This is a genomic window from Paenibacillus phytohabitans (assembly GCF_013141775.1).
Lineage (GTDB): Bacteria > Bacillota > Bacilli > Paenibacillales > Paenibacillaceae > Paenibacillus_AQ > Paenibacillus_AQ phytohabitans.
Map to the genome: position 1 here is coordinate 126,188 of NZ_WHOB01000020.1, position 16,215 is coordinate 142,402.

Below are 16,215 nucleotides of genomic sequence, written 5' to 3' on the forward strand. Positions count from 1 at the left end.
TTTGCCCATCCTTACGGGTAAAGACGGTACAGCGTACGAGGGAAGGCAATCGTTTCACGTACATGGTCCAGACCGCAAATCCAGGCCACAGTACGTTCCAGCCCCAGACCGAAGCCGGAGTGAGGAACGGAACCGTATGTGCGGAGATCCATGTACCATTTGTAGGTATCCATCGAAAGATTATGTTCCTTGAAACGAGCTTCCAGCAGCGCCGGATCGTCGATACGCTGTGATCCGCCGATAATCTCACCGTAGCCTTCAGGAGCGATCATATCCGCGCACAGCACCACTTCCGGACGCTCAGGATGCGGCTTCATGTAGAAGGCTTTGAACGAAGCCGGATAGTGGGTAATGAAGACCGGCTTGTCGCTCATTTCGGCAATAGCCGTTTCATGAGGTGCACCGAAATCATCGCCCCAGGCGATTTCATAGCCTTTTTCGTTCAGGAACTTGATTGCATCGTCGTAGGAAATACGCGGGAACGGCGCTTTGATGTTCTCCAGCTTCGAGACATCGCGGCCAACCGCCTCCAGCTCAGCACGGCAGTTCGTAAGTACGGACTGCACCACAAAGCTGATGAAATCTTCCTGCACACGCAAGCTTTCTTCATGATCCGTGAACGCCATTTCCGGTTCAATCATCCAGAACTCGATTAAGTGGCGGCGGGTTTTGGATTTCTCCGCACGGAAGGTAGGTCCGAAGGAATATACGCGTCCGAGAGCCATTGCTGCGGCTTCCATGTACAGCTGTCCGCTCTGGGTCAGGTACGCATCCTCTTCGAAATACTTCGTATGGAACAGGTTGGTCGTACCTTCAGCTGACGTTGGAGTCAGAATTGGCGGGTCAACCTTCGTGAATCCACTCTCATTGAAGAACTGCTGAACCGCACGGATAATCTCCGCACGGATCACCATTACTGCCCGCTGCTTGGAAGAACGCAGCCAGAGATGACGGTGATCCATCAGGAAGTCAACACCATGCTCCTTGGGCGTAATCGGATAATTCTCAGTAAGATGCAATACCTCTATACCTGTAACCGTCATTTCATAACCTGACTGGCTGCGGGGCTCTTCACGGATAATTCCGGTAACATACAGTGAGCTTTCCTGGGTAAGGCTCTTGGCATCATCCCAGACCTGCTCAGGCACTTCCGATTTCACCACAACGCCCTGGATATAGCCTGTACCATCCCGAAGCTGCAGGAACTGAATTTTGCCGCTGGAGCGCTTGTTGTTAACCCAACATCCGATAACAACACTCTCTCCAACATGCTCATTCACCTTCTTGATTACACTCTTGTTAGCCATGCCTAAGATCTCTCCTCTAATTTAGCCGTTAATTCCTTGCACAATACTGTAAGTATCACGTGCAATGACAAGCTCTTCGTTTGTCGGAACCACAAGCACCTGAACCTTGGAACCAGCCGTAGAGATGCGGCGCGGATCGCCGGAGCGGACCTTGTTAGCTTCTGCATCCAGTTCGATTCCGAGGAACGTAAGATTGTTCAGTACTTTTTCACGCAGCAGGGAAGCATTCTCGCCCACACCGGCAGTAAACACGATTACATCTACGCCGTTCATGGCAGCTGCGTAAGAACCGATGTATTTACGCAAACGGTACTCGTACATTTCAAAAGCAAGCGTAGAATTAGCCTCGCCTTTCTCCGCACCGTCAATAATATCACGCATGTCACTGCTAACGCCAGAAATAGCCAGCAGTCCGCTGTGCTTGTTCAGCATGGAGTTCACTTCACCGACAGACAGCTCTTCCTTGTTCATCACATAAGGAACAATTGCCGGGTCAAGGTCACCGCTGCGTGTACCCATCATAAGGCCTTCCAGGGGAGTCATACCCATGGAAGTATCCACCGATACGCCGCCAGCAACTGCAGTCACGCTGGCACCGTTACCGATGTGGCAAGTGATAATCTTCAGTTCGCCCAGCGGACGGTCCAGATAATCTGCAGCAGCTTTGCTGACGAAATCATGGGAAGTACCGTGCGCGCCGTAGCGGCGGACTTTGTATTTGTTGTACAGCACTCTCGGAATGGCATACATATAAGCCTTCTCAGGCATCGTCTGGTGGAAGGCAGTATCGAATACAACTACCTGAGGCACACCAGGCATATTAATTTCAGTCGCTGTAATCCCCATCATAGCAGCCGGGTTATGCAGCGGCGCAAGGTCAAACAACTGGCGGATCTTCGTCTTCGCATCTGCATCTACAAGTGCGGAAGCCTTGAAGAATTCCCCCCCGTGTACTACGCGGTGCCCTACGGCATTGATCTCGTCGGTGGAAGCAATTACGCCATGTTCCTTGTCAGTCAGACAAGCAAGCACTTTGCGGATTGCTGTGTTGTGTTCAAGAATTTCGCTTACTTCAGTTACTTCCTGTTTGCCGGTTGGCTTGTGGTTCAGAATGGAGGAATCCATCCCGATACGTTCTACCAGACCTTTGGCCAGTACAGATTCATCTGTCATATTGTACAGCTGGTATTTCAATGAAGAACTGCCGGAGTTAATAACTAAGATATTCATACACGGTCACCATCCTTGTCATACTTGAAGAAGCCTTCGCCCGATTTCGCACCTAGTTGTCCTGCACGTACCATCTTCTTAAGAATCGTGGAAGGACGGTACTTGAGTTCGCCGTATTCACGGAACATGTTCTCAAGTGCAGCAAGAACGGAATCCAGACCGAAACGGTCTGCCATTTCAAGCGGTCCGTTCTGGAATTGGTAGCCAATGCGCATAGCGTCATCAATATCTTCAGGAGAAGCGACACCTTCCTGCAGCACATGCATAGCCTCGTTAATGAACAGGCAAATGAGGCGTGAGGTTACAAATCCCGGGGATTCATAGATCATTACGCCTTTTTTCTCAACGATCTCATCAACAAAGGTTTTGGTATCTTCAAAGGTGCTTTCGGAAGTTTTCAGTCCGCGCACGATTTCAACCAGATCAACCTTCGCTACAGGATGTATGAAGTGCATGCCGATTACGCGTTCCGGATACATTGTCGAGCTTGCAAGCTCAGTCAAACTTAAAGTTGACGTGTTGCTGGCAAGGATAATGTGGCTCGGACACACCTGATCGAGCTGATTGAATACCTTCTGCTTCGCTTCCAGATCTTCAACGATGGTCTCGATGACCATATCGCAGGAGCTCAGTTCAGCAAAATGTGTCACTTTTTGAATACGGCTAAGAATCAGTTTCTTCTCCGCCTGGGTAATGGCCCATTTCTCCAGCTGTTTGTCGAGACTGGTCTCGATCATTTCGTAGGAGTAGTTCAGTCTGTCTGCAGTTTTCTCCACCAGCATTACATCCAGGCCCTTGGCTGCCAGCATTTCAGCAATCCCTTGTCCCATTGTGCCACCGCCGATGACACCGATCTTTTTAAAATTCATTTAAAAGTCTCCATCCTTTCAGGTATCTATACTTTTGTATTGTACCTTGTCTGTCGAAAAAAATATGTAGCCCGACATATAATGATATCTTAGCATGTCTGAAAAGTAAAAAAAAATAACCGGCATAAAGAATTATGCCGGTAAAAGGACACTGTCACGAAATTGACAACGAAATTGCTCCCCGGAGAGAACTTCTTCCTTCATTAAAATGTCAAGAGAGTAATCAAATACATTTCTTTGCTTATTCAGCAGGTCATTCGTGCGGACCATCAGCTCATCCAGTATTTTACTATTCTCTTTCATCAGCTCTTCAGTGGTTACCATTTGCAGATTCGCAATCCCGAGGGAGGTAAGTCCCGATTTCATCATTGTTTCGACAATATTCAGCGCCTGGTCAAAGTCTCCGCGTGAACCGGTACTGCGTCCGCCGTAATACATCTCTTCGGCAGCTGCTCCGCCCAGGGCAATCATAATCTGATTCTCCAGATAATCCTTCGTGTACAGATACTGCTCGGTCTGCGGATTATGTCTTACATACCCTAGAGCTTGTCCGCGCGGAGTCAGGGTAACCTGGCTAACGCTTCCCGGACGCAGCAGCTCAGCCATAATAGCATGTCCCAGCTCATGAATCGCTACCCGCTGTTTCTCCTCATGATTCGTTTCCCGGTCCGTCTTCTCACCCATCATGACTTTATCAATCGCCATCGAGAGATGACGCTGCTCTACCTGGGTCAGATTCTCACGCATCATGTAAATCGCCGCTTCATTCATCACGCTTTCCAGCTGTGCACCTGAGAAGCCATAAGCTTCCTCGGCGATTTTATCCAAGCTTACCGTTTCATGCAGCGGTTTGTTCTTGGCATGCAGATCGAGAATCGACCTGCGGCCTTTCTTGTCCGGCATGTCCACCTGAATGTGGCGGTCGAAACGTCCCGGACGCAGCAGTGCGGAGTCCAGCATTTCCTTGCGGTTCGTTGCTGCTACCAGCAGAATGCGCGGGGCTTCATTGTTATAGATCCCGTCCATCTCGGTCAGCAGCTGATTAAGCGTCTGGTCGTATTCACGCTGCTGCCCGCCTTCACGCTTGCCGCCGATGACATCAATCTCATCAATAAATATAATGGCGCTTTGCTTATTTTCCTTAAGCGCACGGGTACGGGCATCCTTGAACAAATCACGGACGCGACCGGCACCGACTCCCACATACATTTCCACGAACTCACTGCCTGATGCCGCTACAAAAACAGAGTTGGTATAATGTGCCGCAGCCTTGGCCATCAGCGTCTTACCGGTTCCCGGAGGCCCTGTCAGCAGAATCCCCTTCAGCGGGCGAATCCCGAATTTGCTGATTTCTTCATGCCGGATCAGAAAGTCCAGTGCTTCCCGCAGCTCCTGCTTAGCGTTGTCCTGGCCGCCGATTTCTTCAAAAGTCAGCTTGGACGGCCCATTCTTCTTGCGTTTCTTATCTGCGCCTGCATTTACCGCCAGACCGCCGCGTGCGTGGGCAATAAACAGGAGGGCAGCGACCATGCCAAATGCAATAATGACAGGGAAAATGTTAATCCCGACAAAAACCATAAAAATCAGCATGACCGGAACAAATCCGGCCAGGACCTCTTTCCAATACTTAGGCATTGTTCCACACTCCCATCGTAGCCGCCGCACGCGGCAGAATGATGAACTTACTCTCTGTACCGTTGCTCAGACTCACATACACATTGTTGTCATCAATTTCCGTTGTTGCTATAACCCCGCTGTACTTGCTGTCTTGCGTCTTCAGACCATCCAGCTTGGCAGGGATTAATGTATACTTCCGGCTCTCCATCGCCTCTGCAACAGAGAACATGGCTTTATCCCAATACTCATCCAGCAAAGCGCTGGAGTTCTGTTCGACATCCAATTTGAGCGTCCGGCCGTTGATAGCTGAGCTGCCCTCTTTGGATACATACTGCACGAGCTCACGTAATTTCGTGCCCGGCTGCAAATCAAGTTTCAAAGTAACCTCATTGCGTTTAATACTAATATGGGAATCCTTCACTCCCTCATAGGATGATACAAGTTTTTGCAGCGGCTCCTGTACAGCGAACTGGCGGTACGAATACCAGCCACCGAATAACAATGCAGCGGACAGCAGAGACGTTAGCAGTACAGGCATAAGACGCAGTTTCAAGAAACGTCCTCCTCTCAAAAATGACCGAACATAAATCTATAATAATGACCAATCTAGCGTGTCTAGCGCCCTTCCGAGACTGACATGCTCTTAAGCATGTCCTGATACAAGTAGTAGTATATCACAGGTGTATATACGATTTTACATAAAAGTGTGAATATATTTAAAATTTTTGATACTAATTTCTGGATGTTTCAGTAGATTATCTTTCTTATCGGCAATAAAAGTGTACAGAATTAGCTTTGCCGGCAAGGATAACGAAAAAGAGCGCCCTGTAGGCATATTAATGCCTGCGGCGCTCTCTTTTGTATGAACATGGACATAGGAAGTCGTATTAATTCCTCCAGGTCCAAAGCTGAAGCTGGTTTGCCTCTTTATTAAGGTCGATGCTTCAAAAAAATCCGTCTGCCGCTGGTCTGCCGCTGTCGCGGACTCAGATTCCGTTAATTGTGCAGATTAGGCGGATTTGCGGGCCAAGCGGACTCCGGTTCCGTTAATTGACCGATTACATCCCAATTTGGGCTCAAATGAACAAGATAACGGAATCTCAGTCCGCTTCAATGCCAAAATAGGCTTTTTAGAAGAAATAAGGGCTTCTCAGTCCGCTTCACTCATTGTTAGTTTGAATTTACACTTTAGCTTGGTGCTGTCTGATTTCGCCGGCCATGTACTCTGCATAATCAATTAATAACGCCTGATCATATCCGCCGCCGCTTACCCCTCCGCTATATTCATCCAGGCATTGCTTAAGCAATCCGTGATATTTAGCCGGCAAATGCTGCAGCCCCCATATCCCGCCTTCCTTTTTAGAGGATATATATCCTTCCTGCAAATAATACAGCACCCGGCACAGATTCAGTGTGTAGTAGACTGGCAGATTTATAATGTTCTGCGGTGCATCTCCAATATCACCAAGAATGGAATCCAGGTAATACTGCCGGTCTACCGGCAGAAACGCTTCCCGTATAGGCTCACCATACAGGATAATCCCCCGCTGATACACGACCGCGAAATGTGCCGCCAGATCGGCATCCTCAAACCCGCCGCACAGATAATGCTCATCATTTCTATACCGGTCCAGATGAAAGTCCGAGAAATGAAACTCAAAAGGCGTCGGATGTACAAAATTTTTCAAATATTTCTTCAGTACTATAGTTAGCTCAACCCCGCGCCGGTTCGGCAGACTGTCGTGATAAGCAACCACTTTTCCGGCCAATTTCCTGCTGACCTCTACAGGCAGCTTGTCATGTACGACAATCAGCAGATCAATATCACTTCGATCCTGATGAAAGCAGCCCATAGCCAGCGAACCATGCAAATAGATCCCTGACAGATTGGTCCCAAGCTCATCCTTGAACAGTTCCACCGCTTGATCTAAATAAGCCAAAACTTCCATTTTATTCATCCCCCTGTATGCAAAATCACGAACGTTTCTGCTGCTGATTTTGTGTATTGAAGTATTGCAAATCATATGTATTTCCGTATATACGGAAAGATACTGTCAGATCATCAGCCGGCTCTACAGCCGTCAGCTTTACAGTTATAATTAAGCCATAGTTAACCCGGAGCCACAAGCGCAAGAATAATTCTAGCCGTTCTCCACCTGAAATTAACTGTACATTACAACAAAAAAGCAGGAGAACAGTGACTCTGTTTCCCCCGCTTAAATTGTAATATACTGCCTGCAGCCGCTTACCGGTTGGGCAGGCTATACCCTTCACCGATGGCACTGCCGTCTGTGAAGCGATAGAAGCTGTAATAGAACCTGCCGTCCTTTTTGTAGAACAGCTGCCAGGCATATTCTCCGTTATACACTCCCGGCAGCAGCCGCTTAATCGTAATACCCGGAAGCTGGGCAGCTATAATATCACGGATCTGCGCCTCTGAGGTCCCCTTGCTGAGCTCCTCTGCGTATAAATCGTTGTCGCCTCCGGCTGGCTGGCCGTCCTTGGTAAAGCGGACCCAAACCATCAGCTCGGTTCCTGCATCATTTTTTCCGGTAAGCACCCAGTAAATCGCATTTTCATCCCAGACGGATTTCTGTGCTTTGGATACCTCAGTTAAGCCGGCGCGCGCTCTGGCAATCTCTTTGGCTTCACTCCGCTCGTTCCACTGATCCTTCATAATGTAGGCATAAAACTGGCTTAGTCCGAACAGAAGGAGCAGAACCAGGGAAATCCCCAGCGGAAGCCATTTTCTCCTCTTCTTCAACATGCAGCTTCCTTTCCATATAACCTGTATTACCGTTTAAGCAGCCCCTCGAACGTTTCCTGCGCTTTGCGGCGGATGGCTTCTTCATCTAGTGTCAGACATTGTCTGTGCTTCACAACCAGTTTGCCGTTCACCCAGACATGCTCCACATCCTTGGCAACGGCTGAATATACCGCATGGGACAAAAGATCGGTATGCGGCAGCAAATGCGGCTGATCAATATCAATCGCAATGAAGTCGGCCTTCATCCCTGCTGCAAGCCGGCCTACCTGGTTCAGGAAAATAGAATGTGCACCATATTCGGTCGCCATCAGCAGCGCCTCTGGAGCCGGTACTGCTGTTGGATCACCGCTTACGCCTTTGTGAATCAAAGCGGCCAGACGCATCTCTTCGAACATATCCAGGTTGTTGTTGCTTGCTGCACCGTCCGTACCCAGGGAGACCTTAACGCCTGCTCTGAGCAGCTCAGGAACACGGGCTACTCCGCTGGCCAGCTTCAGATTGCTGCCGGGATTGTGGGATACGCCAACATTGTGGCGGGCCAAAATCTCAATCTCTTCATCATTCAGATGAACACCGTGGGCGATCAGGGACGGCCGGGTGAACATTCCCAGCTTCTCCAGATGAGCGACCGGACGCAGGCCGTAATCGGCCACATTCTGCTCCACCTCATGACGCGTTTCGGACATATGCGTGTGCATCGGCAGATCAAGATCATGAGCCGCCTGGACAAACTTCATGAAGAACTCCGGAGGACAGGTGTAAGGCGCATGCGGCGAGAGCATTGCAGTAATTCTGCCGTCAGCCTTGCCATGCCAGTTCCGGGCAAAAGCAATCGCTTCCGCCAGCTTATGATTCTGCACCTCTTCCGGACACAGGCCAATAACACCGCGCATAAGTACTGCACGGATGCCTGACTGCTCGGTAACCTCAGCAACCCGGTCCATATGATCATACATGTCGAGGAAGGTCGTAGTTCCGCCCTTCAGCATCTCAAGAACGGATAGCGAAGTGCCCCAGTACACATCTTCACCGGTGAATTTCTCTTCCATCGGCCACATTTTTTCCTGCAGCCAAGCCTGGAGCACCATATCATCACCGTACCCGCGCAGCAGGGACATTGCCGCATGGCCGTGGGTGTTGACGAGACCCGGCATAAACAGCAGACGGCTGCCGTCAATAACCTCGGCATCCTCTTCAATTACAGGCTTCGTTTCACCTATGTAAGTAATCAGATCATTTTCGATGGTCATATAACCGCTCAGCACCGGCTTATCGCTGCCAGGAACCAGAAAACGTCCGTCTTTAATAATGGTTTTATTGCTGCTCATCTTCAGCTTCGTCCTTTCCGTCATGCAAATAATAAGCCAGACTCTGCAGATCCGTAGTGAAATCGGCGGCATGAATCCGGATATTGGATGGAGTCTTAAGAATGACAGGGGCAAAATTCAGGATCGCCTCAATGCCCGAATCCACCAGAATGTCAGCAACGTTCTGTGCTTCACTGTCCGGAACGGTAATAATCCCGATGCGGATGCCCTGTGCACGGATGGTATCCCCCAGCTGACTCATCGGCTGAACAGTCAACGAGTTGATCTGCTGGCCTACCTTAGGCTCATAAGCATCAAATATAGCTGTAATCTTCATCGTATCCTTCAAGTAGGCATTGTAATTCGACAAGGCGTGGCCGAGATTACCTGCACCTACCAGAGCTACATTAATCTGCTGGTCCAGCTTGAGAATATGCCGGATCTTCTCAATCAGATAAGAGACATCATAACCAATGCCCTTTCTGCCGAAATCACCAAAATAAGCCAGGTCCTTGCGGATCTGGGCGGGGTTGAGATCAAGCTTCTGTCCCAGCTCCTGAGAAGAAACTGTTGAGATTTCACGTTTTTGGAGATCGTTCAGGAAACGCAGGTACACTGGGAGTCTGCGAACGACGGCCTCCGATATTTTATCCGATTTCATGTTTTCTCCTCCTAAAAGTTTTGATAGCATATGCTGCTTGATTCAACTTCGCAAAACTCGCTTCGTAAGCATTCACTTAGGTTTGATAGCATATACTTCTTGATTCAACTTCGCAAAACTCGCTTCGTAAGCATTCACTTAGGTTTGATAGCATATACTGCTTGATAAGCCGGTTATAGGAACCGTGCTCCGGGACTGCCCGTTTGGGCAGCACCCCTTGAGCGCGGGACTTCAGAACAATAATTACTTATACATAATATCAACCGGAGACGGATTATTAAACCCCGCCATCTTCAAGCCATTCTGCAATCCGCGGAACGATCTGATCCGTCAGCATATGCTCCATCTTGGGACCGGGCAGCGAATACAGGAAATACTTCCCATAATAAGATTCGATTACCCTGGTATCATATACAATAACGATTCCGCGGTCCTGCGCGGTGCGGACCAGCCGCCCGAAGCCTTGCTTGAAGCGGATTACGGCCTGCGGGACGGACAACTTCATGAACGGATTCTTCTTCTGTGCCTGGAGCAGCTCCGACTTCGCTTCAGCCAGCGGATGATTGGGCGGCTGGAACGGCAGTCTGACAATGGCCAGACAGGTCAAAGCTTCGCCGGGAATGTCTACACCTTCCCAGAAGCTGCTCGTACCCAGCAAGACTGACGCCGAACTGTCCTGGAACCGCCGGATCAGCTTGCTCCGGCTGCCGCCTTCTACACCTTGTCCAAGCACCGTGATATCCTGCGAAACCAGGGCCTCCTTCAGCGGATCATAGACCTGGCGCAGCATCTTGTAGGAGGTGAACAGCACCAGCATCCGCCCGCGGGTAGCCACGGCAGTTTCTGCCAGTGAATGGACGAGTGTATCCACAAAGCGGGCATCCCCAATGCTTCCCTTGACACTCGGGAAGTCACGTGGAATGACAAGCAGTGCCTGCTCACGGTATTTGAACGGTGACGGAAGCAGGGCTGTCATCAGACGGCCCTGCTCTGCAGCCTCACCAAGACCGAGATTATCTATCATGAACTGGAATGACTTATCCACAGACAAGGTGGCCGAGGTCAGGATGATACTCTTCTTCTTGTCGAAGAACAGCTCTCTGAGCTGGGTGCTCACATCCACCGGAACGGCATACATCTGCAGCGATTTGCCGCGGTAATTGCCGCTCCCCTCCAGCCAGTACACGATATTCTCGTCATTCAGCCCCATAAAGAAACGGATCTGCTCCCGGATGGAGGCCAGGTCCTTGAACAACCCGCCGATATCCGTCACAAGACTGTCCGAAGAGGACTGGCTGTCCGTATCACGCATCTCACTAAGCATTTTATCACCCTTGCGGATGATATCGCTCAGGCTGAGGTTAAGTGTATTCTCCAGAGCGGCCAGCTCCTCCCACTCTTTGGGCTTCTTGCCCGGCTGCAGGCGTGCGACCAGCTGGCCGGCTTCACCGGCTCCGGCATCGCTGCGTTCAGGCAGCAGGCCGAAGAGCTTGTCGCTAAGTGTATCCCATGACTCCTTGACGGTAAGCAGATCCGGATAGATCCGGTCGATAACGCCGCTCCATTCCGATGCCTGCTCACTGCCGGACGATTGCAGGGTCTGGCGCAGGGCAGGCAGCTGTCCGCTACGGCTGTCCTTGTACAGACGGGTGAGCGTATGCGCCACGGTGAAATATTTCATCTGCATTCCGAGATGTTTGCCGGCAATGTCCTCCAGATGATGCGCCTCATCAATGATGAGATGCTCGTAAGCCGGAAGCAGCTGATGCCCGGCCTTAACATCTGCGAATAACTTGGAGTGGTTAGTCACCACCACATCGGAAATCCCGGCTTCATGCTTGGCCCGGTGATAATAACATTTCCGGAACCACGGGCATGAGCGTCCCAGACAAGAGTCGGTATCACTGGCTACGGTCTCCCAGAAATCACCGCCGCGCCCGCTTAAGTTCAGCTCTTCATCATCACCGGTCTCCGTCTGGGTCAGCCAGACCATCATCTGCGCAGCCGTAAGCGCTTCTTCCCTGGGACTTGTGAAGTCCCTTTTATTAATTCTATGTTCAAACTTGCGGAGACACAAATAGTGTCCTCTTCCCTTAAAGATCGCTGCCTTGAACGGGAATGGCACAACACTCGTCAAAAGAGGGATGTCGCGCTCACGCAGCTGATCCTGGAGGTTGATCGTATGCGTGCTGACCATGACCTTCTGATTACTGCGGACACTGTGATAAATGGCCGGAAGCAGATAGCCCAGCGATTTGCCGGTGCCGGTTCCTGCTTCAATCAGCAGATGCTTATCCTGATCAAGCGCCGTCATGACCTCATGGATCATCAGCTCCTGGGCTTCACGGCTCTCATATTGCGGAAGGGTGTCCTTCAGACGTTTGGTTACCTCTTCCATATACTCCCCGAAGGTAATATTCTGCAGCGGGTTGTCAGATCCTTCCTCCCGAGGCGGAGCCAGCTCTGCCCAGTCGCCTACAGCAAGGGCCAGCTGACGGTAGAAGGTCAGGTCTCCTTCCGGCTGGAAGGTCTCCATTTCGCGCTCACGCTGCAGACCGTCGAAATACCAGGCGAGGTCACTGTCTTCATCGGCGAACAGCTCATTGAGCCGCTGGATGGTCAGGAGAGGCAGGTTGTCCAGCTCCTCCAGACATTTCAGCAGCACAAGCGCCGTCGCGAGGGCATCACTGTCCGCTTGATGGGGACGCTCATGCGTAAGGCCAAAATGGCTGCTCACGGACCCAAGCTGATAGGTAGTCAGCGAGGGAAAGCATATTTTGAGAAAATCGATAGTATCCAGAATCCGGCCCTGAAACGGCAAATAGCCGCAGCGGTCCAGCGCATTCTGCAAGAAATGAAAATCAAACGCCACATTATGTCCAACCAGCACAACATCATCGAGCAGTGGCACCAGTTCCATCATCATCTCATCAAGTTCCGGCGCGTCCTGCACATCACTGTCTGTAATTCCGGTCAAGCCCGTAATAAAAGGAGGAATGGGTGCTCCGGGCTTGACATAGGAACCATACACCCGGGAGATGGACCTGTCTTCCTCTATAATGGCAAGGCCAACCTGGATGATCTCTCCCACAGATTGGGTTCCCGTAGTTTCAAAATCAAGCACGGCAAATTTCATTATAAGTTCTATTCCCTTTCACTTGAGACTCTTTATCAGCATAACAGAAGTTACGAAAAAAGGCGATGCACACCCCTGGTGAAGCAGGGCCACATCGCTTGAACGGATGAAAATTAATTATAAAAGCGAGACCAGCTGTTGTCCGAACTGAAGCTTCCCGCCCCGCTTGCGGCAAACCTCCAGATTAACATTCGGCTCAGGAAGAGCGGGATCATGCAGCAGAGAAAGACTGAACAGCTCACTTGCTTCATTAAAGCGTTCCTGAGAAGCTCTGATGCAGCCAAGCGCATTATAAATCATCGCCTTCAGCTTCGTTTCACGGATGAGGCCGAGCATATGATTCAGATGCCCCCATGCCGTCTCCCCTTCACCCTCCTGCAGATAAGCCATAGCCAGATACAGCCGGGCAGCCAGACTGTCCGGGTGCCGGGCAGTGACTTCCTTGAACTGTTCGATACATTTGCGGTACATAAGCAGCTTATAATAACCCTGTCCCCTGACAAAAGCATCCATAGCAAGCTCTGGCGCTTCCTCCTCAGGGATTTCCTGCTCCGGCTGCGGCTGAAAATCAGCCTGATCGCGGAACTGGCTAAGCTTCTCGGCAAAGGCCAGCCATTCATCCATTACATCATCGCTGATCCTGTGGAGCATATTATATTTGGATAAAAGGTCGTTGCGGCGGGCACCCTCCGCAGTAGGATAGTCAGCACTGATCTCCTGCAGCATCTTGTTCATCTCAGCAAATAAATGTTGAAACACCGGACATCCCACCCTTACTGATAATGAAGTCAGCTTAAGCTTGCCTGACTTCATTTTTCACAAGTCGGGGTGTCTTCATCCCTGCCATTGATTACATGGCTCAAATAACGGGATTTAGGCAATCGTCGCGTGAATCTCATGATCCGCCAGCTTCACCGGCTGATTGCCGGCATCTACAAATACAACGGTCGGCTTATGGGCCGCCAGCTCTTCGGATGACAGCATCGCGTAGGAAATGATGATAACGGTATCCCCCGGCTGCACGAGACGAGCAGCTGCACCGTTCAGACAAATAACGCCGCTGCCGCGCGGGCCAGGGATGACATAGGTTTCCAGCCGGGAACCATTGTTGTTATCCACGATCTGCACTTTCTCGTTCTCCAGCAAATCCGCGGCTTCCATCAGATTCTCATCTATGGTAATGCTGCCGACATAATTCAAATTGGCTTCGGTGACGGTAGCACGGTGAATCTTGGATTTCATCATATGTCTAAACAAGAGCGTGAGCCTCCTTGGGAATAAATACATTATTGTCGATCAGGCGGGTTCTGCCGAATTTCACGGCAAGTGCCATAATGACCTCTCCGCCGGCAGCACTCAGCTTACTGCCGCCTTCCAGGCTCTCCAGATCCGGAAAAGTCAGTATTTCTGCGTAATCAATAACCGCGAGCGGGGATTCAGAAATAACTGAAACCAGCAGCGCCCGGGCCTCATCCACCGTTCTCACCTTGCCGTCCTCCAGTGCCTGGCGGACTTCGCGCAGGGAACGGAACAACACCAGTGCCTGTCTGCGCTCTTCAGCGCTTAGATAGACATTGCGTGAGCTGAGGGCCAGTCCGTCTTCTTCCCGCACGATCGGGCAGGCGATAATTTCAACATTCATGTTCAGGTCCGCTACCATCCGGCGGAGAACAGCTACCTGCTGGGCATCCTTCAGCCCGAAGAAGGCATAATCCGGCTGTACAATATTGAACAGCTTGCTGACCACCGTAGTCACTCCATCGAAGTGACCCGGACGCGAAGCTCCGCAGAGCTGTGTTGTAAGGGAAGACACCGAAACTCCCGTGCGGATCGGCTGGGGATACATTTCCTCAACACTAGGGATAAACACAATATCCGCACCCTCGCGTTCAGCAAGCGCCAGATCACGCTGCTCATCGCGGGGATAGGAAGCATAATCCTCATTAGGGCCAAACTGCAGCGGATTGACAAATATACTCATCACCACTGTGCCGCTCTTCTCACCTGCTGCGCGCAGCAGGCTGGCATGGCCTTCATGCAGATAACCCATAGTAGGTACAAAACCGACCGGCCCATGGCCGCCTTGACGCATATATTCCAGCGCTTCACGCATCTGTGCAATTGTTCTGATTACTCTCATCTTATTTCGCTCCTTTGCCGGCACCGCCGTATAGGGATTCCAGTACCGTTTCATCCGCGTTAAACACATGTTCCTCCGCCGGGAAGGAGCGGTCTTTCACTTCCCGCACATAGCTGCTGATGCCTTCACGGATCAGACTGCCGACATCGGCGTAGGTTTTGACAAACCGTTTCTCCCGGTAAGGGGAGGCATAGCGCAGCACATCATGGAAGACCAGGACCTGACCGTCACAATAGCGGCCCGCGCCAATGCCGATGGTCGGAATACTGATTGCCTTGGAGATGGCAGCGGCCACTTCTTCCGTCACCAGTTCAAGCACGATGCCGAAGGCTCCGGCAGCTTCAAGCCCCTTCGCTTCATCGATCAGCCGCTGTGCATCCTTGGCATCCTTGCCCTGGATCCGGTAGCCGCCGATCATATTCACCGATTGCGGAGTCAAGCCGATATGTCCGAGAACAGGCACTCCGGCGGCAACTACAGCGGATACCGCATTGCAGATTTCAAGGCCGCCTTCCATTTTGACGGCATGGGCCTGACCTTCCTGCATCAGCCTGCGCACTCCGCGCAAGGTCTCATCCACACTTCCGTGATAGGTCATAAAAGGCATATCCGCGATGATAAATGTGTTCTGCGCCCCGCGCTTCACCGAACGGGTATGGTAGACCATATCGTCTATGGTAACCGGCAGGGTGGTATCGTAACCAAGCACGACATTCCCGAGCGAGTCGCCTACCAGAATCAGGTCGACCCCTGCCTCCTCAGCCAGGAGGGCCGAAGGATAATCATAAGCGGTCAGCATGCTCAGCGGCACACCTTCCGTTTTCATTTTTTTCATTTTGATAATATTCAGCGGATGTTTCTCTGCCATTAGCTCTCATTCCCCTTTTCCATAAAATACGCGTTACCGCGCAAACAAAAAAACCTTTTAGCATGGTCCGCTAAAAAGGTCCGAAGGGCAAAAAAGAGTCACTCGCGATCGTCCCTTCTGTCTCGGTCCTTACGGCTCAGAGCAGAATCCAACGTAACCGTTACATACAGTTATGAAGGTAAATCCGGTAAAACAACTCTATAAAAGTTCAGTTGCTTAAGTACAGCTCGCCATAGCGATGCCGCCTCTGAAGCTATTATAACAAAATCTGCAGACAATTACACCTAAAAATATGACATAAGGCGGCATGTCT

General features: G+C 50.8%; 14 protein-coding genes. All 14 read right to left on the reverse strand.

What is annotated here, in order from left to right:
- Window positions 1-11: 11 nt before the first annotated feature.
- Window positions 12-1,307: an asparagine--tRNA ligase gene (gene asnS / locus GC101_RS06850; protein WP_171716651.1), complete on the reverse strand. Its 1,296-nt coding sequence runs from the start codon at window positions 1,305-1,307 to the stop codon at window positions 12-14.
- Between the two features lie 21 nt (window positions 1,308-1,328).
- Window positions 1,329-2,537, reverse strand: a complete 1,209-nt coding sequence (locus GC101_RS06855) for an acetate/propionate family kinase (protein ID WP_042215445.1) — start codon at window positions 2,535-2,537, stop codon at window positions 1,329-1,331.
- Window positions 2,534-3,406, reverse strand: coding sequence for a 3-hydroxyacyl-CoA dehydrogenase family protein (locus GC101_RS06860; protein ID WP_171716652.1), 873 nt, complete (start codon window positions 3,404-3,406; stop codon window positions 2,534-2,536). Before GC101_RS06860 ends, GC101_RS06855 begins: the two co-directional genes overlap by 4 nt.
- Before the next feature lie 132 nt (window positions 3,407-3,538).
- Window positions 3,539-5,041, reverse strand: a complete 1,503-nt coding sequence (locus tag GC101_RS06865) for an AAA family ATPase (RefSeq protein WP_171716653.1) — start codon at window positions 5,039-5,041, stop codon at window positions 3,539-3,541.
- Window positions 5,034-5,576, reverse strand: a complete 543-nt coding sequence (locus tag GC101_RS06870) for a hypothetical protein (RefSeq protein ID WP_246354206.1) — start codon at window positions 5,574-5,576, stop codon at window positions 5,034-5,036. Before GC101_RS06870 ends, GC101_RS06865 begins: the two co-directional genes overlap by 8 nt.
- A gap of 628 nt (window positions 5,577-6,204) precedes the next feature.
- A complete protein-coding gene (locus tag GC101_RS06875) occupies window positions 6,205-6,972 on the reverse strand; it encodes an aminoglycoside adenylyltransferase domain-containing protein (RefSeq protein ID WP_171716654.1) in 768 nt (255 codons plus the stop codon).
- Window positions 6,973-7,268: 296 nt separating this feature from the next.
- Window positions 7,269-7,790, reverse strand: a complete 522-nt coding sequence (locus tag GC101_RS06880) for a cell wall elongation regulator TseB-like domain-containing protein (protein WP_246354207.1) — start codon at window positions 7,788-7,790, stop codon at window positions 7,269-7,271.
- 26 nt (window positions 7,791-7,816) lie between these two features.
- Window positions 7,817-9,118, reverse strand: a complete 1,302-nt coding sequence (locus tag GC101_RS06885; RefSeq protein WP_171716655.1) for an amidohydrolase — start codon at window positions 9,116-9,118, stop codon at window positions 7,817-7,819.
- Window positions 9,105-9,758 (reverse strand): redox-sensing transcriptional repressor Rex, encoded by a 654-nt coding sequence (locus GC101_RS06890; RefSeq protein ID WP_171716656.1) that lies wholly within the window; start codon window positions 9,756-9,758, stop codon window positions 9,105-9,107. The genes GC101_RS06885 and GC101_RS06890 overlap by 14 nt, the downstream gene beginning before the upstream one ends.
- Window positions 9,759-10,035: 277 nt before the next feature.
- Complete coding sequence (dinG, locus tag GC101_RS06895) at window positions 10,036-12,894, reverse strand: ATP-dependent DNA helicase DinG (RefSeq protein WP_171716657.1); 2,859 nt, start codon at window positions 12,892-12,894, stop codon at window positions 10,036-10,038.
- Between the two features lie 117 nt (window positions 12,895-13,011).
- Entirely contained in the window at window positions 13,012-13,653 is a 642-nt protein-coding gene (locus GC101_RS06900; protein WP_171716658.1) for a hypothetical protein, read from the reverse strand.
- A gap of 114 nt (window positions 13,654-13,767) precedes the next feature.
- A complete protein-coding gene (gene panD, locus GC101_RS06905; RefSeq protein WP_171716659.1) occupies window positions 13,768-14,151 on the reverse strand; it encodes an aspartate 1-decarboxylase in 384 nt (127 codons plus the stop codon).
- Entirely contained in the window at window positions 14,144-15,034 is an 891-nt protein-coding gene (gene panC, locus GC101_RS06910; protein ID WP_171716660.1) for a pantoate--beta-alanine ligase, read from the reverse strand. The genes panD and panC overlap by 8 nt, the downstream gene beginning before the upstream one ends.
- 1 nt (window position 15,035) lies before the next feature.
- Window positions 15,036-15,902 carry a 3-methyl-2-oxobutanoate hydroxymethyltransferase gene (panB, locus tag GC101_RS06915; RefSeq protein ID WP_171716661.1) on the reverse strand — a complete coding sequence of 289 codons (867 nt, stop codon included), beginning with the start codon at window positions 15,900-15,902 and terminating at the stop codon, window positions 15,036-15,038.
- Between the last annotated feature and the right edge of the window lie 313 nt (window positions 15,903-16,215).